Annotated in this window: 18 protein-coding genes; 9 read left to right on the top strand and 9 right to left on the bottom strand. The window is 63.0% G+C overall.

The window, feature by feature from the left end; translation table 11 throughout:
* Nucleotides 1-877, top strand: an 877-nt coding sequence (locus tag NTA49_RS08270; RefSeq protein WP_258294234.1) for a hypothetical protein, incomplete at its 5' end; no start/stop codon positions are given.
* Nucleotides 878-1,017: 140 nt separating this feature from the next.
* On the opposite strand, the gene NTA49_RS08265 is transcribed toward NTA49_RS08270, so the two are convergent.
* The 3 genes from NTA49_RS08265 to ccmE all read right to left on the bottom strand — a co-directional run bounded on the left by NTA49_RS08265 (nucleotide 1,018) and on the right by ccmE (nucleotide 2,709).
* Entirely contained in the window at nucleotides 1,018-1,587 is a 570-nt protein-coding gene (locus NTA49_RS08265) for a holin family protein (RefSeq protein WP_258294232.1), read from the bottom strand.
* Nucleotides 1,578-2,189 (bottom strand): holin-associated N-acetylmuramidase, encoded by a 612-nt coding sequence (locus NTA49_RS08260; RefSeq protein ID WP_258294230.1) that lies wholly within the window; start codon nucleotides 2,187-2,189, stop codon nucleotides 1,578-1,580. The genes NTA49_RS08265 and NTA49_RS08260 overlap by 10 nt, the downstream gene beginning before the upstream one ends.
* 76 nt (nucleotides 2,190-2,265) lie before the next feature.
* Complete coding sequence (gene ccmE / locus NTA49_RS08255) at nucleotides 2,266-2,709, bottom strand: cytochrome c maturation protein CcmE (protein ID WP_258294229.1); 444 nt, start codon at nucleotides 2,707-2,709, stop codon at nucleotides 2,266-2,268.
* A 330-nt stretch (nucleotides 2,710-3,039) separates the two neighbouring features.
* Between ccmE and NTA49_RS08250 the strand changes: the two genes are divergently transcribed.
* A complete protein-coding gene (locus NTA49_RS08250) occupies nucleotides 3,040-3,441 on the top strand; it encodes a hypothetical protein (protein WP_258294228.1) in 402 nt (133 codons plus the stop codon).
* Nucleotides 3,442-3,642: 201 nt separating this feature from the next.
* On the opposite strand, the gene argC is transcribed toward NTA49_RS08250, so the two are convergent.
* From argC to NTA49_RS08230, 4 genes are all read right to left on the bottom strand, one after another.
* Nucleotides 3,643-4,671 (bottom strand): N-acetyl-gamma-glutamyl-phosphate reductase, encoded by a 1,029-nt coding sequence (argC, locus tag NTA49_RS08245; RefSeq protein ID WP_258294227.1) that lies wholly within the window; start codon nucleotides 4,669-4,671, stop codon nucleotides 3,643-3,645.
* A 36-nt stretch (nucleotides 4,672-4,707) separates the two neighbouring features.
* The gene (locus NTA49_RS08240; RefSeq protein WP_258294226.1) at nucleotides 4,708-5,517 is read right to left on the bottom strand and encodes a glutamate racemase; all 810 of its coding nucleotides are present in this window, start codon (nucleotides 5,515-5,517) and stop codon (nucleotides 4,708-4,710) included.
* Between the two features lie 42 nt (nucleotides 5,518-5,559).
* Nucleotides 5,560-6,486 (bottom strand): lysophospholipid acyltransferase family protein, encoded by a 927-nt coding sequence (locus NTA49_RS08235; RefSeq protein WP_258294225.1) that lies wholly within the window; start codon nucleotides 6,484-6,486, stop codon nucleotides 5,560-5,562.
* Nucleotides 6,487-6,608: 122 nt separating this feature from the next.
* On the bottom strand, nucleotides 6,609-10,031 hold the full coding sequence (locus NTA49_RS08230; RefSeq protein WP_258294224.1) for an indolepyruvate ferredoxin oxidoreductase family protein: 3,423 nt from the start codon (nucleotides 10,029-10,031) through the stop codon (nucleotides 6,609-6,611).
* A 168-nt stretch (nucleotides 10,032-10,199) separates the two neighbouring features.
* On the opposite strand from NTA49_RS08230, the gene NTA49_RS08225 reads away from it, so the two are divergent.
* The 3 genes from NTA49_RS08225 (at nucleotide 10,200) to purL (ending at nucleotide 14,366) form a co-directional block, all read left to right on the top strand.
* Nucleotides 10,200-11,105: a LysR family transcriptional regulator gene (locus tag NTA49_RS08225; protein WP_258294223.1), complete on the top strand. Its 906-nt coding sequence runs from the start codon at nucleotides 10,200-10,202 to the stop codon at nucleotides 11,103-11,105.
* Between the two features lie 342 nt (nucleotides 11,106-11,447).
* Nucleotides 11,448-11,981, top strand: coding sequence for a hypothetical protein (locus tag NTA49_RS08220; RefSeq protein WP_258294222.1), 534 nt, complete (start codon nucleotides 11,448-11,450; stop codon nucleotides 11,979-11,981).
* Nucleotides 11,982-12,206: 225 nt separating this feature from the next.
* Nucleotides 12,207-14,366: a phosphoribosylformylglycinamidine synthase subunit PurL gene (gene purL, locus NTA49_RS08215; RefSeq protein ID WP_258294221.1), complete on the top strand. Its 2,160-nt coding sequence runs from the start codon at nucleotides 12,207-12,209 to the stop codon at nucleotides 14,364-14,366.
* A 66-nt stretch (nucleotides 14,367-14,432) separates the two neighbouring features.
* Here purL and NTA49_RS08210 read toward each other — a convergent pair whose 3' ends face one another.
* Both NTA49_RS08210 and NTA49_RS08205 read right to left on the bottom strand, forming a co-directional pair.
* Nucleotides 14,433-15,692: a vWA domain-containing protein gene (locus NTA49_RS08210; protein WP_258294220.1), complete on the bottom strand. Its 1,260-nt coding sequence runs from the start codon at nucleotides 15,690-15,692 to the stop codon at nucleotides 14,433-14,435.
* Nucleotides 15,693-15,751: 59 nt separating this feature from the next.
* Nucleotides 15,752-16,660: an AAA family ATPase gene (locus NTA49_RS08205; protein ID WP_261368219.1), complete on the bottom strand. Its 909-nt coding sequence runs from the start codon at nucleotides 16,658-16,660 to the stop codon at nucleotides 15,752-15,754.
* A gap of 246 nt (nucleotides 16,661-16,906) precedes the next feature.
* On the opposite strand from NTA49_RS08205, the gene NTA49_RS08200 reads away from it, so the two are divergent.
* From NTA49_RS08200 to NTA49_RS08185, 4 genes are all read left to right on the top strand, one after another.
* Nucleotides 16,907-17,824, top strand: coding sequence for a hypothetical protein (locus NTA49_RS08200; protein WP_258294218.1), 918 nt, complete (start codon nucleotides 16,907-16,909; stop codon nucleotides 17,822-17,824).
* A gap of 39 nt (nucleotides 17,825-17,863) precedes the next feature.
* Nucleotides 17,864-18,898, top strand: a complete 1,035-nt coding sequence (pyrC, locus tag NTA49_RS08195; RefSeq protein ID WP_258294217.1) for a dihydroorotase — start codon at nucleotides 17,864-17,866, stop codon at nucleotides 18,896-18,898.
* A 78-nt stretch (nucleotides 18,899-18,976) separates the two neighbouring features.
* On the top strand, nucleotides 18,977-19,657 hold the full coding sequence (locus NTA49_RS08190; protein ID WP_258294216.1) for an orotate phosphoribosyltransferase: 681 nt from the start codon (nucleotides 18,977-18,979) through the stop codon (nucleotides 19,655-19,657).
* Between the two features lie 161 nt (nucleotides 19,658-19,818).
* Complete coding sequence (locus NTA49_RS08185; protein ID WP_258294215.1) at nucleotides 19,819-21,315, top strand: replicative DNA helicase; 1,497 nt, start codon at nucleotides 19,819-19,821, stop codon at nucleotides 21,313-21,315.
* The last annotated feature ends 53 nt before the right edge of the window (nucleotides 21,316-21,368 follow it).

Below are 21,368 nucleotides of genomic sequence, written 5' to 3'. Positions count from 1 at the left end.
TGCGGTTCAAGCCGCTGCCACAAGATGTCCGACACCACAAACCGCTCCTCGTTCATTCAAACCTCCATTTTGGAAGTTTGAATCAGAAATCAGGCAAAATGGGAATCCTGAATGTCCACAGACCTTAAAAGATGGTGTGCAAATATTATTCTGGATGATTGGTGCAATTCTTGCCGTTAAGTCGTACCAACATGCCAAGGTGAGTATCTTTCAACCTGCCAAGAACGAGGTTTTCAAAGTCCAAATAGCCGAGCTTCAATCTCTGCTGAAAGAACTTGACTGGAAATCTTCATTTGAAGCTTGGAGCAAGTCTGGCCTTGATTCGTCGGCTCAAATTTCCCTCAATCGAAATTTCAAAATATATGCAAAAGACCAACACGACGCTGAGATTACCTCAGATATAGATAAGAAACTAGTTTCTGTTGGTGGAATTGTTTCCCCCAACGCTGCTGGCTTCCGTTTAATTCAGGGGCCCGCTGATGAGGCGATCGAAGATGATACATTCAACGCGCCTGAGACTTCTTGGAGTGATTTCAACTGGGACATATTCGACATTAGTGAAGACTTTCAGAGGCTAAATAATCGGATTGAAAGTGCGCTGAACGATCCGGTTATGCCCTCTAAGATTATTATTGAGATTGAAAAATTTCACGATGAGCTGCATAAATCCGCAATGTGCGCTGCTGAAGACTTGGAGAAAGCCGTCCGCCAGTTCCCAAGACACTATCCCACAAGGGAATCCTTGGAAGGTGCCGATCTAACCTGGGCGCACAATATGCGGGAAGAACGTGGGGAAAACGTATTTCAGGCACTGAATGACCTTAAGAAATCTGTTCGCGACTATCTGCAATCGGACGAGTTACTTGGTCATAGGTGATACGATTGGGTTGACGGCTTTGGGCAGGATGTGGTCATTCAGGTGACAACTCTCAAAGTCCGTTCCATCCCGCACCCCAGACCTACCCCCCCACACCGCGCCCGAGGGGCAGCGCTTGTACGCTGCCCGTGAGCGGACTGTCAGGCCCGTCGCCAGTCCTCGAGCGCTGGGTTGCCGTCGGGGGCTGTCGCTTCGGCGGTCAGGTGCGCGTCGGGGCCGGTGTCGGCGATGCCGACGCTTTCGGCGCGCAAGGTGCGCAGGCTGCGGATGTTGGTCACCACTTGCGGGACGTGGGCCATGGTGCCGACCAGCTGGCGCTGGAACTCCTGTGCCTTTACCTGATGGCGCGCGCCGAAATAGAAGGATACGATCACGCCCAGGAGCCACCAGAGCGGTTCGGGCACCAGTGCGATGCCCTGCATCCTTTCGGCGAACCACAACGGTTCGATCATCGCGGAGATGAACAGCGCCAGCGTGCCGAGGGCCAGAAGCGGGCGCGGCAGGCGGTTGAGGCCGTCGACGAAACGGTCGAACCAGCCCTGGCGCGCGATGCTGTATTCCTCGCCGAACTGGCGCATCGCCTGCACCTGCACCTCTTGCGCGCGCGCGCTGCCGCTTTCGGCGTTTTCGCGGAACACCTGGACCGTGTCGCGCACCACGTTGCCGCCGTTGCCGAACAGCAGCCCGAATACACCTTCGATTAACCCCATGATGCTACCCTCGCTGTGAATTGTGCCGATGTCATGTGATAGGGCGCGCTGATGAAGTCTTCGGCGCGTCTGATCCAGCCGCCTTTGCCGCCTGCGCGTGTGCGGGCGTATTTGCGGCTGGCGGGGCGGTTGTCGGCGATGCGGAAATAGTAGTTGCGCCGCGCGATGCCGTAGGCGTCGATCATCGCCTGCGGGGCCTGGGTGTAGGCCTTGGCCGTGGCCGCGATGGATTGAGGCCCGAGTGCGCCGTCGACGGTGACCGCATGGCCCATTTCGCAGAGCAGCCGTTGCAGGATGCGCACGGCGTTGGCGCCTGCGTTCACGTACATGTCGAAGACCGACGCGTGCAGCCCCTCGGGCAGTTGGGCGATGCGGGGGCCGTCGAAGTAGTGGCGCACGAAGATGTCGACCGCCTGGGTCTGGGTCAGCTGGCGCACGTCGGCGGCGTCGATGTCGCCGTCGGCGTCCAGATCGAGGCCCAAGCGGCGCATGGTGTGGATCGTGACGCCGAAGTTGGTGGCCCCGCCCGGATCGTCCGGGTCGTTTACATAGCCGCCCTCGCGGGCGACGATCTCGTTGGCAATGTCATATACGGTCTGCATGTCCGGCCCCTTGCGCTGCTGGAATTGGCGCGCAGAGTGGGGCGGAAATGGTTAACGGGCGTTGAGAGGACCGTTCTCAGCCTTCGGGGTCCTGGTAGACGCCCTGGGCCTTGAGGGCGTCCACGACTTCCTTAGGCATGTAGGTCTCGTCGTGTTTGGCAAGGATTTCAGTGGCTTCGAAGACGCCGTTGATATAGCTGCCGGTGCCGACCATGCCCTGATCCTCGGCAAAGAGGTCGGGCAGCACGCCGCTGAAGACCACGGGCACCGATGCGCCGCCGTCCGTGACCTCGAAGCGGATCACCTCGCCCTGCCCGCGTTGCAGCGTGCCTGTGGCGACCAGACCGCCGATGCGGAAGACTTCCGATGGCATGGGTGGTTCGGCGATGACCTGGCTGGGGGCACGGAAGAAGTTGATGCCGTCGCGCATGGCGTAGCCGATCAGCACGGTGCTGAGGACCAGCGCCACTGCCGTGACCATAATGATCTGGATGCGCCGTTGTTTCTTGAGGCTTTTCATCGTGGCTCCGCCTGCTTTCCCGGTTTCACAGGGATCACAGGTATCTAGACACAAACGCCGCGCCGATCAACGCGCGCCGTTCGGCTGTAGTGTCGCACCCATCGGCGTCCTTAGAAAACCGGACCTAATCGCAGATCGCAGCGAAGGGCCGGTTTGAGGCCAAAGAGACCGATGCTGCGGGTTGCCTTATGGTCTGCTATCACACCCGCAAAGGTGTCGAATCACGGTCGTCGCCAAAGGTCACATGCAGAGTACGTCACTGCGTATGAGACAGTTGATAATGACCGGCTTTCTCAAAGGAGCGCAGTCGTTGGTTCGATGGAGGGCGTCATGGTTCTACTTCTTGAAGTTGAGGGGAAAAACGCCCTGCAAGTCAGAGAATTTGCAAAAGTCGAAGCCGCTCTAAGAGGGCTGGATCCCTTCGGCCCGCATTCATATGCCAGCTTGACGCGCCAAGACGGATCGTATGTTCAAGTGGCTGGCGGAAAACAGAAATGCTTGATTGAAAAAAGGGAAGTCACCTCCAATACGCATTGGCGTGGCCATCGCACCATGGCAGCATCGGATTCTGCCGTTCAACATGTTCTGATCTTCGGGGCAGGTCAGATGACACTGACAGACGATGAGGTTTTCACGATTGATGACGTGATTCCTATCTGGCGTTCGTTCTTTGAAGAAGAACCGTTCGCCTTAGACATCGGGTGGCGGGATGTTACGGACGTGTTGCGATAGGTCCCACACCTGATGCAGGGCCACCGGCTTCGGGTTGCCGACGCTCATAAAGCGGCCAACTAGCCGCCAGTGTTATGCGTTCTTCACCAAACCGGACGTTAGCCAAGCCGCACTGAAAGCTCACTTGGTCCCGCACACCCGCATTTGACCCGAACTGCGCCGAAGGGCCGGTTCGGGTCAGGAATGCGTGACGTTCCACACTTAGGGGAAGAGCGGTGCCATCATCAGCCCTGCGGTTTCGGGCAGCCCGAGCATCAGGTTGGCGTTTTGCAGGGCCTGACCGCTGGAGCCCTTGGTCAGGTTGTCGAGGGCTGCGATCACGATTGCGCGGCCCGCGATGCGGTCACCGACCACGCCGATGTGGCAAAAGTTGCTGCCGCGGATGTGGCGCGTGCTGGGGGCCTCGCCCTTGGGCAGGACGTGGATGAACGGCTCGGCCTCGTAGGCTGAGCTGAGCGTTTCGTGCACGGTGGCGGCGTCGCCCGAGACGTAGCAGGTGGCAAGGATGCCGCGGTTGGCGGGGATCAGGTGCGGGGTGAACTGCACCTGCACCGGGCGGCCGGCGATCTTGGAAAACTCCTGATCGAATTCGCCCAGGTGGCGATGCGTGCCGCCGACCGAATAGGCGTGATAGCCTTCGCTGAGTTCGGCGTGCAGCAGGTTTTCCTTGAGCGAGCGGCCCGCGCCGGAGACGGCGCATTTGAGGTCGAGGATGATGTCGTCGAGGCCGATCACACCGGCGGCGATCAGCGGGCGCAGGGCGAACTGGCCCGTTGCCGCGTTGCAGCCGGTGCCCGCGACCAGCCGTGCGGCTGTGATGTCGTCACGGTAGAATTCGGTGAGGCCGTAGACGGCTTCGGACTGCATTTCGACGGCGGCGTGGTCGTTGCCGTACCATGTCTTGTAGTCGGCAGGATCGCGCAGGCGGAAATCGGCGCTGAGGTCGACGATCTTGAGGGTGTCGGGCAGGTCGCGGATGACCTCTTGGCTGGTCTTGTGCGGCAGGGCGCAAAAGCACAGGTCGATGCCCGACCAGTCGATCGTGTCGAAGGCGACCATGTCGGGCAGGTCGAGGTGGCGCAGGTGGGGGAACACCTCGGACAGTTTTTGGCCAGCCTTGGAGAACGCGCCCAAGGCCTTGATTTCAATCGAAGGATGTTCGGCGATCAGCCGGATCAGTTCGGCGCCAGTGTAACCGCTGGCCCCCAGAATTGCGACGGAATGGGTCATGTGAGACCTCGTATATGAGAGATGTGGGAAGGATGTTCAGGCGGAAACAAAGGTGATTTGTCGTCGCATGAATTGCACCGCGCGGTCGCTGACCCGCTTGGGGTTGCCCGTGGTCAGATAGGCCGCCGTGCCGCTGCCCATCTTGTCGGGGTGGCGGGTCAGGTAGTCGGCCAGGCTTTCGCCGACAAGGGCTGCCTGCGAGTAGACCTGCACATCCGCGCCCAGCGCCTGTTGGAACACGTCCTGCACCAAAGGATAGTGCGTGCAGCCGAGGATTGCGGCCTGCGGATGCGGCATCTTGCGTTTCAGCGCGTCGACGTGGCTGCGCACCAAGGCTTCGGCGAGGATCATGTCGCCCTCTTCGATGGCATCGACCACGCCGCCGCAGGCCTGAGCCTCGACGTCGACGCCGATGGCGCGGAAGGCCAGTTCGCGCTGGAAGGCGCGGCTGCTGACGGTGGCGGGGGTGGCAAAGAGGGCCACGTGTTTCACCGCGACTTCGCGCGGGGGGGAATTGTCGCCCCATTGCCGTTCGGTCATCGCCTCGATCAGCGGCACGAAGACGCCGAGCACGCGCTTGCCCTCGGGCACCCAGCCCTCCTGCATCCGGCGCAGGGCGGCGGCGGAGGCGGTGTTGCAGGCCAGAATCACCAGGTCGCAGCCCGCATCGAACAGGCGCTGCACGGCGGCGGTGGTCAGGGTGTAGATGTCATCGGCGGTGCGCACGCCATAAGGCGCGTTGGCGGTGTCGGCGAGATAGATAAACTCGACGTCGGGCAGACGTTTCTGCACTGCGTTGAGGACGGTCAGACCGCCCAGACCACTGTCGAAAACACCAATTGCCATAGCCTGCCGCGCCTGCATTCCCTAAGGGCGCCGCAGAGTTGGTCAGCGGTGCCGTTCCTCGAATTCATAGCCGAGGTCAAAGGATTTGACCGGCTCTGGATTGAGGTCATACGTCGCTTTGCGCAGGAAATCCATCATCTGTTTGCTGTCCTTTGCGCGCGGGTCCAGCACGTCGCGGCCCAGGGGCGCGCCGACGACCACGCGCACCGGCGTGTCGACACGTTTCTGGAATTCCTTGATCAGCAGGCCCAGCCGCAGCGTGTAGTGCATGTGGCTGGCCAGTTGGAACAGGCGGCTGGTGTGGCCGTCGAAATAGATCGGCACCACGGTCGCACCGGACTTGGCGACCATCCGCGCGGTAAAGCTGCGCCAGCGCGGGTCCATCGGGCGTGAAAACGGTTTTGCCGCCGTGCTGACCGTGCCGCCGGGAAAGACGCCGATGGCGCCGCCATCCGACAGATATTGCAGGGCGGTGCGGCGGGTTTCGATGTTCAGCGCCAGCGCCTCGCGGGTCTGGTCGAAGCTGATCGGCAGCAGAACGCGGTTGAGTTCGGTTGCGCGGTTGAACACCGAATTGGCGAGGATGCGGAAATCGCCGCGCATGCGCGACAGGATGTGGCCCATCATCAGTCCGTCGAGGATGCCGTAGGGGTGGTTGGCGATCAGGATCAGCGGGCCGGTGCGCGGGATGTTTTCCAGCGCGCCGCCGACCACGTCGAGGGTCAGCCCGTAGCGTTCGACGATCACCGACCAGAAATCGCGGCCTGCGGCGACTTCGTCCTGATAGCCGTCGGCGCGGCGGATCAGGTTCAGCCGCCCGGTGCTGTTTTCGATCAGGCGGATCACCGCCCGGCCACCGCGCGAGGTGGCCGAGTGCGAATAGGTGATGTCGCGCGCGATGGCGCGGTCGGGCCCGAGTTTAAAAGGCGTCTTGAACGGCGTTTTGAACGGCGTCTTGATATGGGCCATCGCTCTCTCCGAGCCTGCGGCAGTCGGCTCATGGCGCACAGTATCGCATGCGCGCCATGACAGGAATGTGACGGTTGGTCTCTACGTGTGGTCCCCGAGAGGTTGCTCCCTGCGTGTGGCCCCTACTCTGCCGCCTGCGCCATGTCCTTGCCGCCTGCGCGGATCACCGACAGCAGTTCCTCGCGGCGTTTGGCGGCCTTGGTCTCGTTGGCCTGTTTCACCGGGCCGAAGCCGCGGATCGACTTGGGCAGTTCGGCCAGTGCCACGATGGCGTCGCGGGTGTCGTCGGTGAGCCTGGGCAGGACGTCCTTCATGTCGGCCTCGTACTGGGTGATCAGCGCGCGCTCCATGCGGCGTTCGGCAGTGTAGCCGAAGACATCCAGCGGCGTGCCGCGCAGACCCTTGAAGCGGGCCATGACGCTCAGCGGTTTTTCCAGCCACGGGCCGAAGGTGCGTTTGACGGGGCGACCGTCGCTGCCCATCTTGGTCAGGACCGGCGGGGCCATGTGGTATTTCATCTTGAAATCCCCGTCGAATTCGGCTTCGGCCTTGGCGCGGGTGGATTGCAGCAGGCGGGCGACCTCGTATTCGTCCTTGTAGGCCAGCACCTTGTGATAGCCTTCGGCGACGGCGGCACGCACCGCCTTGTCATCGACGGCTTCGACCATCTTGCGATAGCGCTTGGCCAGACGTTTGCCCTGGTACTTCACCAGATGATCGGCGCGGTAGCTGATTTTCTCGTCCAGCGTCTTGGGCAGGGCCACAACCTTGGGCGTCAGGATGTTTTGCGCCTGTTCGGGGTAGAGCACCGCCCAGCGCCCGATTTCGAAGGCACGCAGGTTCCGTTCGACCGACGCACCGTTCAGGGTGACCGCCTCGACGATGGCGGCATGGGTCAGCGGCAGCAGGCCGCGCTGCCATGCGGCACCCATCAGCATCATGTTGGAATAGATCGAATCGCCCAAGGTGGCCTTGGCGAGGTCCGAGGCGTCGAACAGCGCCACCTTGTCTTGCAGGCGCGCCTGAAGCGCCAGTGTCAGGCGGTCGGCGGGCAGTGCGAATTCGGTGTCGCGGGTGAAATCGCCGGTGATGATCTCGTGGCTGTTGACCACGGCACCGGTGCGGCCCGTGCTGGTCAGGCCCAGCGTCTTGGCCCCGGCACTGACCACCAGATCGCCGCCGATCAGCGCGTCGGCTTCGCCTGTTGCCACGCGGATGGCGGTGATGTCGGCCGGGTTGTTCGCAAGACGGCAGTGGATGTGCACGGCACCGCCCTTTTGCGCGAGACCGGCCATTTCCATCATGCCAGCGCCCTTGCCGTCGATATACGCGGCCTGTGCCATCACCGCGCCCACGGTCACGACGCCGGTGCCGCCGACGCCGGTGATGACCACGTTGAAGGTGCCGTCGATGGCGGGCAGATCGGGCTGCGGCATGTCGGGCAGGTCAAGACGGGTGGTCGGGTCCTTGCGGACCTGCGCGCCTTCCAGCGTGACGAAGGAGGGGCAGAACCCCTTGAGGCAGGAGAAATCCTTGTTGCAGGAGGATTGGTCGATGGCGCGTTTGCGGCCCAGTTCGGTTTCCTTGGGCACGATCGACACGCAGTTGGATTGCACGCCGCAATCGCCGCAGCCTTCGCAGACGTCGGTGTTGATGAACACGCGCTTGTCGATGTCGGGGAATGTGCCCCGCTTGCGGCGGCGGCGTTTTTCGGCGGCGCAGGTCTGGATGTAGACGATGGCGCTGACGCCCTTGACCTCGCGCAGGCGCTTTTGCACGGCGTCCAGTTCGGCGCGCTCGTGGGTGGCGACGCCCTTGCCGAAGCGGGCGAGGTCCACGTCTTCCTTCTCGTCATAGACGACTTCGATGGTGGGCACGCCGATGGCGCGCAGCTCTTCGACGATCTTATAGGCGCTGAGGCCCCCCTCGTTGGTTTGCCCGCCGGTCATCGCGACCGCGTCATTGTAGAGGATCTTGTAGGTGATGTTCGCCTTGGAGGCCAAGGCGGCGCGGATCGCCTGAATGCCGGAGTGGTTGTAGGTGCCGTCGCCAAGGTTCTGGAACACGTGGTTGGTGGTGGAAAACGGTGCCTCGCCGATCCAGTTGGCCCCCTCGCCGCCCATGTGGGTGTAGCCGACGGTGTCGCGGTCCATCCACTGCGCCATATAGTGACAGCCGATGCCTGCGTAGGCGCGGCTGCCCTCGGGCAGTTTGGTGGAGGAGTTGTGCGGGCAGCCCGAGCAGAAATAGGGCAGACGCGCGGCGATGTCCTGTGCGTTGTCGTTGCGCCGTGCCTCGGAGAGCGCGGCCAGCCCCGCCTTGATGCCGTCGGTGTTGCGGCCCTCTTCGATCAGGATGTCGCCCAGTTTCTCGGCGATCAGGATCGGGTCGAGCGCGCCGCGTGTCGGGAAGAGTTCCAGACGGCGGCCGTTTTCCCAGGTGTCGCCCTTGTGCCAGCCATAGACGCGGCGGCCGTCGCGGTCGTCAAAGATGGCTTCCTTGATCTGGACCTCGATCAGCTTGCGCTTTTCCTCGACGACGACGATCAGGTCGAGACCTGCGGCCCATTCGTGGAAGGTGTCCATGTCGAGCGGCCACGTCTGGCCGACCTTGTAGGTGGTGATGCCCAGACGCTCGGCCTCGTTTGCGTCGATGTGCAACAGGTCCATCGCGTGCATCAGGTCGAGCCAGTTCTTGCCCGCAGCAACGAAGCCGATCTTGGCGCCCGGTTTGCCCCACATGCGCTTGTCCATGCCGTTGGCGCGGCTGAACGCCTCGGCGGCGTTGCGTTTGTGGTCGATGACGCGGGTTTCCTGATCGACGGGGGTGTCGACCAGACGGATGTTCAGACCGCCCTGGGGCATGTTGAATTCGGGAACCACGAAATTCAGACGGTTGGGGTTGCCGTTGACCACGCTGGTGGCTTCGATGGTGTCCTTCATGGTTTTCAGACCGACCCAGAGACCGGAAAAGCGGCTGAGCGCCCAGCCGTAGAGGCCGTAGTCCATGATTTCCTGCACGCCTGCGGGCGAGACCACGGGCATGTAGGCGTCGAGCAGGGCGAATTCGGACTGGTGCAGCACGGTCGAGGATTCGCCGGTGTGGTCATCGCCCATCGCGACCAGAACACCGCCGTGTTTCGAGCTGCCCGCCATGTTGGCGTGTTTGAAGACGTCGCCCGAGCGGTCGACGCCCGGACCCTTGCCGTACCACAGGCCGAAGACGCCATCGTATTTGCCTTCGCCGCGCAGTTCGGCCTGCTGGCTGCCCCACAGGGCGGTGGCGGCGAGGTCTTCGTTCAGGCCGGGTTGAAAGGTGACATCATGTTCGGCAAGCGGTTTGGCGGCGCGCATCATCTGCATGTCGACGGCACCCAGCGGCGAGCCGCGATATCCGGTGACCAGCCCCGCGGTGTTCAGCCCCGCGGCACGGTCGCGCGATTTTTGCATCATCATCAGCCGGACCAGCGCCTGCGTGCCGTTCAACAGCACCGTTTCGCGTTCCAGATCGTAACGGTCGTTCAGTGAAATCTTTTGCTTGCTCATATCTGCGCCTCCCCAGCTTGGATGTGATGTCAGAGTTTAGGCAATATTAGGTCATAAAGTATGACCTGTATACATATTAATGTTATTTTACGCGATGCACCCTATGACGAGTGGTAGGTTTCCATGTCTTTTACTATAGGGTGATCTCAACGATCAGAAAGCAATGTGATGGACTGGGACAAGCTAAGAATATTTCACGCGGTGGCGGACGCGGGGAGCCTGACCCATGCGGGCGATCGGCTGAACCTGAGCCAATCCGCGGTCAGTCGGCAAATTCGCGGGCTGGAAGAATCACTTGGCGCGACCCTGTTCCACCGCCATGCGCGCGGGCTGATCCTGACCGAGCAGGGCGAACTGCTGTTCGACGCCACGAGTGCGATGACGAAACGGCTGGACGCTGCCGCCGCGCGTATCCGCGACAGCGAGGAAGAGGTGTTCGGCGATCTGCGGGTTACCACGACGACGGGGTTCGGCACCCTGTGGCTGGCCCCGCGCCTGCCCAAGCTTTATGCCAAGCACCCCGATCTGCGGGTCGATCTGATGCTGGAAGAACGGGTGCTGGACCTGCCGATGCGCGAGGCGGATGTCGCCATCCGCATGAAGGAGCCGAGCCAGGCGGATCTGATCCGCAAGAAGCTGATGACGGTGAGGATGTGTCTTTACGCCTCGTCGTCCTATCTGAAAGAGCACAGCACGCCGAAGGACTATGGCGATCTGAAGGATCACCGGCTGATCTGCCAGAATACCGATTCCGCCCAGGTGGGTGCGAGCGTGAGCCTGGTGCAGGAGCTGCTGACGCATGAAGTCGGCTCCTTGCTGACGGTCAACAACTACTTCGGCGTCTTGCAGGGCGTTCTGCACAATCTGGGAATCGGTGTGCTGCCGGATTACCTGGCGCATGACTTTCCCGACCTTGTGCGGGTCATGCCGGAGGTGCAATCCGCCGATGTTCCGGTGTTTCTGGCCTACCCCGAGGAATTGCGGCAGTCGCAGCGCATCTCGGCCTTTCGGGATTTCGTGCAGGAAGAGATCCTTTTGTACCGCAAACAGCTGAAAAGTAACCAAAAGCCCTAGCCATGCAAAAACTGCATAGCGGGCATTCCGGCGGGCGTTCACATTCTGCCTTGTTTGGCGGCAATGCTGCCCCTAAATCGGTCTCGAAGACGATGATCGCTTAGCGCATCATCTTCATACCTCCCTGTTGGACTTGGCCGAGCTTTTTAGCTCGGCCTTTTTTTTGGCGCGGCGCGGGGCTGCGGGGCCTGCACGTCCCATATTAAGGAAGCGCGCGCACGCGAGGGAGGCCTGCGGATTTTGTTCCCGTCTTCACGAAGAATTTTTCCTGAAAATTAGCGGGAACCGATCTCGCACTTGCGCCGTTGTCCCACCAGCAACGGAATAAGAAAGGAATTACTTATGACACGCAAGTTCTTGACCACCGCATCGACGATTGCCGCACTGATGGCAGCACCCGCTCTGGCGCAGGAAGTCGTCGACAACCCGGCGCTGAAGAGCAACTCTCCTGCAATGGATGGCGGCCAGGATAACCCTGTAGCGTCGAACCAGTTCCAGTACGACACCACCAACAAGCGTGTGTCGAACGGTTATGCAGAGTATGACGTGAACCAGATCGCCATGTCGCAGGCCGCATTCCGCGCGCTGAGCAACGCACGCGGCGAGCGTCTGGAGACAACCGACGGCGAGCTGATCGGCGTGATTGAAAACGTCATGGTTTCGGCCCAGGGCAACCCCGAACTGGTTGTCGCACTGACAGACGACGCCTCCGCGCGTTTCCAGTCCGAAGTGCTGGTGATCGCCGTGACCCCCGGCAACGTGATGTTGCAAGACGGTCAGGTCGCATTGGGCACCACGCTTGATGACATGACGCTGGCAGTCGAAGAAGGCGGCCGTGGCACGACATCGGGCCGCAAGTCCGTCACACTTCCCTAAGTTCAAAGTATCTTGCCGTCCCCTTCGGGGGGCGGTTTGATGTCGAAAGGCCGTGCTTCCCCTTACCTCTCAGCACGGCCTTTCTTTTTGCCCGGTTCCTGCCCAGTGCCTGCCCGGCACCTGCCCGTTCGACGCGGTCGGCGCAAATCCGGCTCATCCCCCCTTTCCCCGCGCGGCATCCTGCCATAAAGACAGGCCACCATCTGTCACGGGGGACATGGGCGCATGACCGAACCAGCCATCACACCTGATCTGATCGCCAGCCATGGGCTGAGCAAGGATGAATACCAGCGTTTGCTGGAGATCATCGGGCGGGAGCCGAGCTTTACCGAGCTTGGCATCTTTTCCGCCATGTGGAACGAGCACTGTTCCTATAAATCATCGAAGAAATGGCTGCGCACCCTGCCCACCGATGGCCCGCAAGTGATTTGCGGCCCCGGCGAGAACGCGGGCGTGGTCGATATCGGTGACGGTCAGGCCGTGGTCTTCAAGATGGAAAGCCACAATCACCCCTCGTATATCGAGCCCTATCAGGGTGCTGCCACCGGCGTGGGCGGCATTCTGCGCGATGTGTTCACCATGGGCGCGCGGCCGATTGCGTCGATGAACTCGCTGAGTTTCGGCCTGCCTTCGCACCACAAGACGCGGGCGCTGGTCAATGGCGTGGTTGCGGGCATCGGCGGTTATGGCAACTGTTTCGGCGTGCCTTGCGTGGGGGGCGAGGTGCGTTTTGACGCGGCCTATAACGGCAACTGCCTGGTCAATGCCTTTGCGGCGGGGCTGGCGGATGCGGACAAGATTTTCTATTCGGCGGCGTCTGGTGTCGGCATGCCTGTGGTCTACCTTGGGGCCAAGACCGGCCGCGACGGCGTGGGCGGTGCGACGATGGCCTCGGCCGAGTTCGACGACACCATCGAAGACAAGCGCCCCACGGTGCAGGTGGGCGATCCGTTCACCGAAAAGCGGCTGATGGAAGCGACGCTTGAGCTGATGGCGACGGGTGCGGTGATTTCGATTCAGGACATGGGAGCCGCGGGGCTGACCTGTTCCGCCGTCGAGATGGGCGACAAGGGCAAGCTGGGCATCCGCCTGCATCTGGAAAACGTGCCGGTGCGCGAAGCGCAGATGACCGCCTACGAGATGATGCTGTCGGAATCGCAGGAGCGGATGCTGATGGTGCTGCGTCCCGAGCTGGAGGCCGAGGCCAAGGCCGTCTTTGACAAATGGGACCTGGATTTTGCCATCGTTGGCGAAACAATCCCCGAGGATCGTTTCCATATCGTCTACAACGGTGAGACCATGGCCGATCTGCCGCTGTCGAAGCTGGCCAGTTCCGCGCCCGAATACGACCGCCCCTGGGTCGAGACGCCCGCGGCAGAGCCGCTGTCCGATGTGCCCGGTGTCGATCCGATCGACGGTTTGCGCGCGCTGCTGGCATCGCCCAACTATGCGGGCAAGCAGTGGGTTTACGAGCAATACGACACGATGGTCATGGCCGACAGTGCCCGCACGCCGGGACTGGGCGCGGGCATCGTGCGGGTGCATGGCACCGACAAGTCACTGGCGTTCACCAGCGACGTGACACCGCGATACGTCAAGGCGAACCCGGGTATGGGCGGCAGGCAGGCGGTGGCGGAAGCCTATCGCAACCTCTGCGCCGTGGGGGCCAAGCCCTTGGCTGCGACGGACAACCTGAACTTTGGCAACCCCGAAAAGCCCGAGATCATGGGCCAGTTCGTGGGCGCGATCAAAGGCATCGGCGAAGCGGTTGCGGCGCTGGATATGCCGATCGTGTCGGGCAACGTGTCGCTTTATAACGAGACCGACGGCAAGGGCATCCTGCCGACGCCGACCATCGGGGCCGTGGGCATCATCGACCATCCCGACGACATCATCGGCTGCACCGTGCGCGACGGCCATGTTGCATTGCTTTTGGGGGAGACCACCGGGCATCTGGGGCAATCGGCGCTGCTGGCGGAAGTGTTCCACCGCGTCGAGGGCGATGCGCCGCATGTGGATCTGGAGGCCGAGGCGAAACACGGGCAGTTCATCCGCGACAACCGCGCGCTGGTCACTGCCTGCACCGATCTGAGCGATGGCGGGCTGGCGCTGGCGGCGTTCGAGCTGGCGGAGAAGACCGGCGTGGGCGTCACGCTGGACGCATCCGACACGCCGACGCTGTTTGGCGAGGATCAGGCGCGTTACCTGATCGCCTGCAACTTTGATCAGGCAGAAGCGCTGATGACAGCCGCAGGTCAGGCGGGCGTGCCGCTGATTTCGGTCGGCAAGTTCGGTGGCGATCAGGTGCGGTTCGGGTCTGTATCGGCCCCGCTGGCCGATCTGGCACAGGTTTACCGCAGCAGCTTTGCGGCTGCGGTCGCGTGATCCTGGTGGCGGGGCTTCGGCCTCGTCTCCGCCTTATCAGCGCCCTATCAGCGCCCTATCAGACAGCTACCTCCCGATCAGCCCCATCAGGCGGGCCTTTTCGCCGACGTCGTCCTTGCGCGAGATCACTTGGGCCAGTTCTTCGAGCGAGGCGATCGAGTGACCGGCGCGGAAGCTGTCGACGTGGGGCAGCATCGCCGCGATGCCGCGCGCCTTGGGGGCGAATTCATCCCAGCGCAGCAAGGGGTTGAGCCAGATCAGCCGCTTGGCTGACAGGTGCAGCCGCTGCATCTGCCTGGCAAGCACCTCGGGCGCGCCACGGTCGAGACCGTCGGTGATCAGCAGGACCACAGCCCCCTGCCCCAGCACGCGGCGCGACCAGTCGCGGTTGAAGGTCTCGATACATTCTCCGATGCGGGTGCCGCCTTCCCAATCCTGCGCTTCGGCCCCGGCGGCGGCGAGGGCTGCGTCAACGTCACGGTGGTCCAGATGGCGGGTGATGTTGGTCAGCCGCGTGCCGAAGGTGAAGGCGTGGACCTTCGCCCAGCCTGCCCCCTTGGCATTGCTGACCGCGTGCAGGAAATGCAGGACGACGCGGGAATACTGGCTCATCGAGCCGGATATGTCGCACAGCACCACCAGATTGGGCCAGCGCGTGCGCGGCGCGCGGCGGGCGATGCTGCGGATATCGCCACCGGTGCGCATGGCGGCGCGCAGGGTTTTTGCAGGATCGACGCCGCCGCGCAGGGAGGGCTGCATCCGGCGGGTGGGCATCGGATCAACCGGCAGCCGCATCCGCGCCAGCATCCGCTTGGCCTGGGCCATTTCGGCGGTGCTCATCTGTTCGAAATCCAGCGTCTTCAGCTTTTCCTCGGAGGAGGTGGTGAAGCTGGCGTCGATCTCGATCTGGGTCTCGCCCTCGTCCTCGTCTTGCTGGACATCGAAATCAGGCGCTTCGGCGCCGTCGAGCAAGGCCTCGGCGGCGCGTTTTTCGCCCGCCTGCCCGGCGCGTTCTTCCTGAACGCCCCGGATCGCGGGCAGCATCGCGGCCATCATGTGTTCGAGATAGCGCGGATCGCGCCAGTAGAGCCGAAAGATCTGGCGAAAGATCAGACGATGTTCGGGGCGGTTCACGAAACAGGCGTGCAGGGTCCAGTAGAAATCGCGCCGCTCGGTGAAGCCTGCCACCTCGACCGCGCGGATGGCGTCGATCACCCGGCCCGGACCGATGGGCAGACCGGCGCGGCGCAGGGCACGGGCGAAATGGGTGATGTTGCCCGCAAGACGGGGATTTTCGGGCAGTTCCAGCGGGATGTGTTCGACCATGGTCTAGCCGCCGGGGGCCGGCCCCCGGACCCCCGGGATATTTTTAGCCAGAAGAAGCATCAGGTGGGTTCCAGGCTGGCGCGGGCCTGATCGAGCAGGCGTTTGGCTTCGGAGCCGTGCAGCCGGGCGATGTCGTCCTGGTATTTCAGCACGGCGCCCAGCGTGTCGGCGATGACCTCGGGCGAGAGCGTCAGCACGTCGAGGGCCAGCAGGCACTTGGCCCAGTCGATGGTTTCGGCGATGCCCGGTTTCTTGAACAGATCCTCGGTGCGCAAGGCTTGGACAAAGGCCACGACCTCGCGGCTGAGGTTCTCGGCGGCTTGCGGCGCGCGGGCGGTCAGGATCTGCATCTCGCGGTCGAAGTCGGGGTAGTCGACCCAGTGGTAGAGACAGCGGCGTTTGAGCGCGTCGTGCACTTCGCGGGTGCGGTTCGAGGTCAGGATGACGATGGGCGGCTCGGGGGCCTTGATCGTGCCAAGCTCGGGGATGGTGATCTGGAAGTCGCTGAGCGCTTCGAGCAGATAGGCCTCGAAGGGCTCGTCGGTGCGGTCCAGCTCGTCGATCAGCAGCACGGGCGGGCCATTTTCGTCGGGGCGCATCGCATCGAGCAGCGGGCGTTCGATCAGGTATTCCTCGCTGAACAGCTCGGCCTTGAGGGCGGCACGGTCAGCGGTGCCTGCGGCCTCGGCGGTGCGGATGGCGATCATCTGGGCGGGAAAGTTCCATTCGTAGACGGCGCTGGAGGCATCGAGCCCTTCGTAGCATTGCAGACGGATCAGGCGACGGCCCAGCGCCGCGGCAAGCGCCTTGGCGATCTCGGTCTTGCCGACGCCTGCCTCGCCTTCCAGAAACAGCGGGCGGCCGAGCGACAGGGCGAGGAACACCACGGTGCCCAGCGCGCGGTCGCAGACGTAGCCTTGGGCCCCCAGCATCTGCTGCACCGCGTCGATCGAGATGGGTCTGGTCATCATGCGCTCTCCCCCTGTTGGGACAATCGTGCACCGCTGGTCTGCAAGGTCAAGCGTCCGCTGCGCGAAAGGCGATGCGGGGTGTCGGCGCGTGTCGGTGCCAAAACCGCAACAATGGCCCGCCTGCCCCATGGTTTCGCCGTGATTTCGCCGTATTGCGTCTCTAGAGCCTTGAGCAGGACAGCACGGGACACGACAGGGCGGGGCGGGACAACCGCGCGTCACAGGTATTGAGGGACAGCCGGAATGCAGAACGCTGCGGACACATTCAACCCGACGCTTTCGGGGCTGAGCAAAGACGAATGGCAAGGCGCGCTGGCCGAGATTGCCGGAGAACGCGGCCATTTCGAGCACCTTGGCAAACGGCATTTCGCGGCTCATGTGGAACAGGGCGACACGCTGCTGGTCACCTTCGAGACGGTGCAGGGCATGCGCGCGCTGTCCGAAGACGCCATTCCGATGGGCTGGAACATGGTGCGCCGCCACGGCTGGTCGCATCTGTGCATCGGATCGGACGGCGACACCTGGTTTCGGGACCCGGCGGTCTATGCCTATTTCGACCGGCTGATCGACGACGGGTTCTTTGACGCCTACGAGACGGTGGTGTTCTATGGTGCCGGGCCTTGTGGCTATGCCGCTGCCGCCTATTCGGTGGCGTCACCGGGGGCGCGGGTTCTGGCGATCCAGCCGCAGGCGACGCTGGACGTGCGGGTGACCGACTGGGACGACCGCTTTGTCGACATGCGCCGCACCGATTTCAGCAGCCGCTATGGCTTTGCGCCCGATATGCTGGACGCCGCCGCACAGGCGCATGTGGTCTACGACCCGCGCGAGACGCTGGATGCGATGCACGCGGCGCTGTTCACCCGCGGCAACGTGCAAAAGCTGCGCACGCGCCATCTGGGCGATGCGATACAGACCCACATGATCAACATGGACCTGATCCAGCCGCTGCTGGAACAGACGGCGGCGGGCACGCTCGGCACCCGCAGCTTTGCGATGCTGTGGCGCGCGCGGCGCGACTATCCGCCCTATCTGCGCGCGGTGCTGTCGGCGCTGGACATCGACAAGCGCACGCTGCTGATCCGGGCGCTGTGCGTCAACGTGACGGGCCGGATCACCGCGCCGCGCTTTGCCCGCAAGCTGAAAGAACTGGACAACTGACGCTGGTGCGCTGGGGCACCGCGTGCTAACGGCAGGGGCATGACAGATACCCTGACGATCCGCCGCCCCGACGACTGGCACCTGCACCTGCGCGATGGCGCGATGATGCGGGCCGTGTTGCCGCACACCGCCGCCCATTTCGCCCGTGCGATCATCATGCCCAACCTGGTGCCGCCCGTGGTGACAGGCGCGCAGGCGCAGGCCTACCGCGACCGGATCATGGCCGCCCTGCCCGAGGGCATGGATTTCACGCCGCTGATGACGCTGTACCTGACCGAGGACACCGACGCTGCCGATGTGGCTGCGGCCCATGCCGCGGGGCTGATCACGGCGGTCAAGCTTTACCCTGCGGGGGCGACCACCAATTCGGCGTCCGGAGTGGCCAATTTCGACCACGTGCGCCCGGTGCTGGAGAAGATGGCCGAGATCGGCCTGCCGCTGTGCGTGCACGGCGAGGTGACCGACGCAGACATCGACATCTTCGACCGCGAGGCGGTGTTCATCGACCGCGTGCTGGACCCGATCCGCCGCGCCACGCCCGGTCTGCGGGTGGTGATGGAACATATCACCACGTCCGACGCGGTGGACTATGCCAGCGCGCAGGACGACAGCTTGGGCGCCACGATCACCACGCATCACCTGGTGATCAACCGCAACCACATCCTCGCCGGGGGGATCAAACCGCATTACTACTGCCTGCCGGTCGCCAAGCGCGAAGAGCACCGTCTGGCCCTGCGCCGCGCCGCCACTTCGGGCGATGCGCGGTTTTTTCTGGGCACCGACAGCGCGCCGCACACCGATGCCAACAAGCTGCTGCCTTGCGGCTGTGCGGGCTGCTTTACCGCGCCCAACACCATGTCGATCCTGGCGCAGGTGTTCGAGCAGGATGGCGCGCTGGACCGGCTCGAAGCCTTCGCGTCGCTCAATGGCCCGGCGTTCTATGGCTTGCCTGCGAACGACACCACGCTGACGCTGACCCGCAGCGCGCCCGCCTATCCGCCGCATATCGACACCGAGGACGGACCCGTGACCGTCTTTGACCCCGGCTGGCCGCTCGATTGGTCGGTGACCTGAGCTTCATCTTGCCAGATAAACTCCCGCCGGAGGCTTCCACGGCTTCCACACGTACAACCGCCCCCGAGGACACACGCCATGATCCCCACCAGCTATCCCGATGCCGCCGAAATGGCGCGCCTGACCGCCCGCATGTTGCTTGAGATCGAGGCGGTGCATCTGAATGCCACGGACCCGTTCACGCTGGCCTCGGGGCTGCCCAGCCCCACCTATATCGATTGCCGCAAGCTGATCTCCTATCCGCGCATCCGCTCCACGCTGATGGATTTCCTGACCGTCACCGTGATGCGCAACGCAGGCTTCGAGGCGTTCGACAATGTGGCGGGCGGCGAGACGGCGGGCATCCCCTTTGGCGCGCTGGTGGCCGAGCGGATGGCGCTGCCGATGACCTATGTGCGCAAGAAGCCCAAGGGCTATGGCCGCAACGCCCGCATCGAGGGCGTGATGACGCCCGGCCAGCGGGTTCTGCTGGTCGAGGATCTGACCACAGACGGCGGCTCCAAGCTGTCGTTTGTCGATGCGATTCGCGAGACCGGGGCCACCTGCGGGCACACGGCGGTGATCTTTTACTATGGCATCTTCCCCGAGACCGAAAAGACCTTGGGCGATCATGGGGTTGCGCTGCACCACCTGTGCACCTGGTGGGATGTGCTGGCCGAAGCCAAGGCGCAAGGCACCTTTGATGCCGCCACGCTTGAGGGGGTCGAGGCCTTTTTGAACGACCCGCGCGGGTGGCAAGAGGCACATAAAAAGGCATAAGTTTTCACATCATCTGGTTTAGGGCACTGCATTCGCCCACCAGATGATGTAGGCTTGTCCCCGAGACCAGGTTATCCACAGGATTTCCAGATTGCTTGCGCTGCACGGTGCCGTCTATGACGGGACACTCGCGCGAGACGGGTCAATAAACGGGGTGAGCCATGAACGAGATCAGCAGTTTCCAAAACAGCACGCCGGAGGTTCAGGCCGCCGAGACCATGCCGCATTCCATCGAGGCCGAGCAACAGCTTCTGGGTGCGATCCTGACCAACAACGACATCTACGACCGTGTCGCGTCGATCATCGGGCCGCATCATTTCTATGATCCGGTGCACGCGCGCATCTATGACATCGCCTCGGCGCGGATCGCCAAGAACAACCTGGCGTCGCCGGTGACGCTGAAGGCGTTCATGGAGGATGACGAGGGCCTGAAGGAGCTGGGCGGGCCTGCCTATCTGGCGCGTCTGGCCGGGGCTGCGATTTCGGCCTTTGCGGTGCGCGACTATGCGCGGATGATCTATGATCTGGCGGTGCGCCGCGATCTGATCCTGCTGGGCCGCGACATCAGTGCCAAGGCGGCCAAGGTCGATGTGTCGTCGGAACCGCGCGAGCAGATCGTCGAGGCCGAGCAGCAGCTTTATAAACTGGCCGAGCAGGGCCAGACCGAGAGCGGCTTTCAGTCGTTCCTGAAGGCGGTGACCGATGCGGTCAACGTGGCCAACGCCGCCTATCAGCGCGAGGGCGGGCTTTCGGGTGTGTCCACCGGGTTGATCGACATGGACAAGAAGCTGGGCGGGCTGCACCGCTCGGATCTTTTGATCCTGGCGGGGCGTCCGTCGATGGGGAAAACCTCGCTGGCGACGAACATCGCGTTCAACGTGGCCAAGGCGTACAAGCGCGGGCTTTTGCCCGATGGGTCGGAAGGCGCGATTGATGGCGGTGTCGTGGGGTTCTATTCGCTGGAGATGAGCGCCGAGCAGTTGGCCGCGCGGATCCTGTCGGAAGCCTCCGAAGTGCCGTCAGAGCAGATCCGGCGCGGCGACATGACCGAGACCGAGTTCCGCCGGTTCGTGGATGCGGCCAAGTCGCTGGAGGCCTGCCCGCTTTATATCGACGACACGCCCGCCCTGCCGATCAGCCAGCTGGCCGCGCGCGCGCGCCGTCTGAAGCGGACGCATGGGCTGGACGTGCTGATCGTCGACTATCTGCAACTGGTGCGCGGCACCGGCAAATCGGAAAACCGGGTGAACGAGATTTCCGAGATCACGATGGGTCTGAAAGCCATCGCCAAGGAGCTGGACATTCCGGTGATCGCCCTGTCGCAGCTGTCGCGTCAGGTGGAAAGCCGCGAAGACAAGCGCCCGCAGCTGTCGGACCTGCGCGAATCCGGCTCGATCGAGCAGGACGCCGACGTGGTGATGTTCGTGTTCCGCGAGGAATACTACAAGGAGCGCGAAAAGCCCGGCGATCACGATCTGGAAGCGATGGCCAAGTGGCAAGAAGAGATGGAACGCCTGCACGGCCGCGCCGAAGTGGTGATCGGCAAGCAGCGTCACGGGCCGATCGGCACGGTCGAGCTGAGCTTTGAGGGTCGGTTTACGCGCTTTGGCAACCTGGTGCAGCCCTGGCAGCAGAGCGGTGGTGAGCAGGAGTTTTGAGGGGGGGATGTTTGCTGGAAGCCTTTGAGGCACGCAGGATGTCCAGACCTTTT

Source organism: Pseudosulfitobacter koreensis (assembly GCF_024733015.1).
GTDB lineage: Bacteria > Pseudomonadota > Alphaproteobacteria > Rhodobacterales > Rhodobacteraceae > Pseudosulfitobacter > Pseudosulfitobacter koreensis.
Note: the sequence above shows the minus strand (reverse complement) of the source record. Positions and strands in the feature narration are given on the sequence as shown.

What these genes read in the sequence shown, in the direction of transcription:
- NTA49_RS08210 (WP_258294220.1), bottom strand. Translation starts at nt 15,692, where the DNA reads ATGGTCGAACACATCCCGCTGGAACTGCCCGAAAATCCCCGTCTTGCG.
- purL (WP_258294221.1), top strand. Translation starts at nt 12,207, where the DNA reads ATGACCGAACCAGCCATCACACCTGATCTGATCGCCAGCCATGGGCTG.
- NTA49_RS08250 (WP_258294228.1), top strand. Translation starts at nt 3,040, where the DNA reads ATGGTTCTACTTCTTGAAGTTGAGGGGAAAAACGCCCTGCAAGTCAGA.
- NTA49_RS08185 (WP_258294215.1), top strand. Translation starts at nt 19,819, where the DNA reads ATGAACGAGATCAGCAGTTTCCAAAACAGCACGCCGGAGGTTCAGGCC.
- NTA49_RS08220 (WP_258294222.1), top strand. Translation starts at nt 11,448, where the DNA reads ATGACACGCAAGTTCTTGACCACCGCATCGACGATTGCCGCACTGATG.
- NTA49_RS08190 (WP_258294216.1), top strand. Translation starts at nt 18,977, where the DNA reads ATGATCCCCACCAGCTATCCCGATGCCGCCGAAATGGCGCGCCTGACC.
- NTA49_RS08205 (WP_261368219.1), bottom strand. Translation starts at nt 16,660, where the DNA reads ATGACCAGACCCATCTCGATCGACGCGGTGCAGCAGATGCTGGGGGCC.
- ccmE (WP_258294229.1), bottom strand. Translation starts at nt 2,709, where the DNA reads ATGAAAAGCCTCAAGAAACAACGGCGCATCCAGATCATTATGGTCACG.
- NTA49_RS08265 (WP_258294232.1), bottom strand. Translation starts at nt 1,587, where the DNA reads ATGGGGTTAATCGAAGGTGTATTCGGGCTGCTGTTCGGCAACGGCGGC.
- NTA49_RS08235 (WP_258294225.1), bottom strand. Translation starts at nt 6,486, where the DNA reads ATGGCCCATATCAAGACGCCGTTCAAAACGCCGTTCAAGACGCCTTTT.
- NTA49_RS08225 (WP_258294223.1), top strand. Translation starts at nt 10,200, where the DNA reads ATGGACTGGGACAAGCTAAGAATATTTCACGCGGTGGCGGACGCGGGG.
- argC (WP_258294227.1), bottom strand. Translation starts at nt 4,671, where the DNA reads ATGACCCATTCCGTCGCAATTCTGGGGGCCAGCGGTTACACTGGCGCC.
- NTA49_RS08260 (WP_258294230.1), bottom strand. Translation starts at nt 2,189, where the DNA reads ATGCAGACCGTATATGACATTGCCAACGAGATCGTCGCCCGCGAGGGC.
- NTA49_RS08200 (WP_258294218.1), top strand. Translation starts at nt 16,907, where the DNA reads ATGCAGAACGCTGCGGACACATTCAACCCGACGCTTTCGGGGCTGAGC.
- NTA49_RS08230 (WP_258294224.1), bottom strand. Translation starts at nt 10,031, where the DNA reads ATGAGCAAGCAAAAGATTTCACTGAACGACCGTTACGATCTGGAACGC.
- NTA49_RS08240 (WP_258294226.1), bottom strand. Translation starts at nt 5,517, where the DNA reads ATGGCAATTGGTGTTTTCGACAGTGGTCTGGGCGGTCTGACCGTCCTC.
- pyrC (WP_258294217.1), top strand. Translation starts at nt 17,864, where the DNA reads ATGACAGATACCCTGACGATCCGCCGCCCCGACGACTGGCACCTGCAC.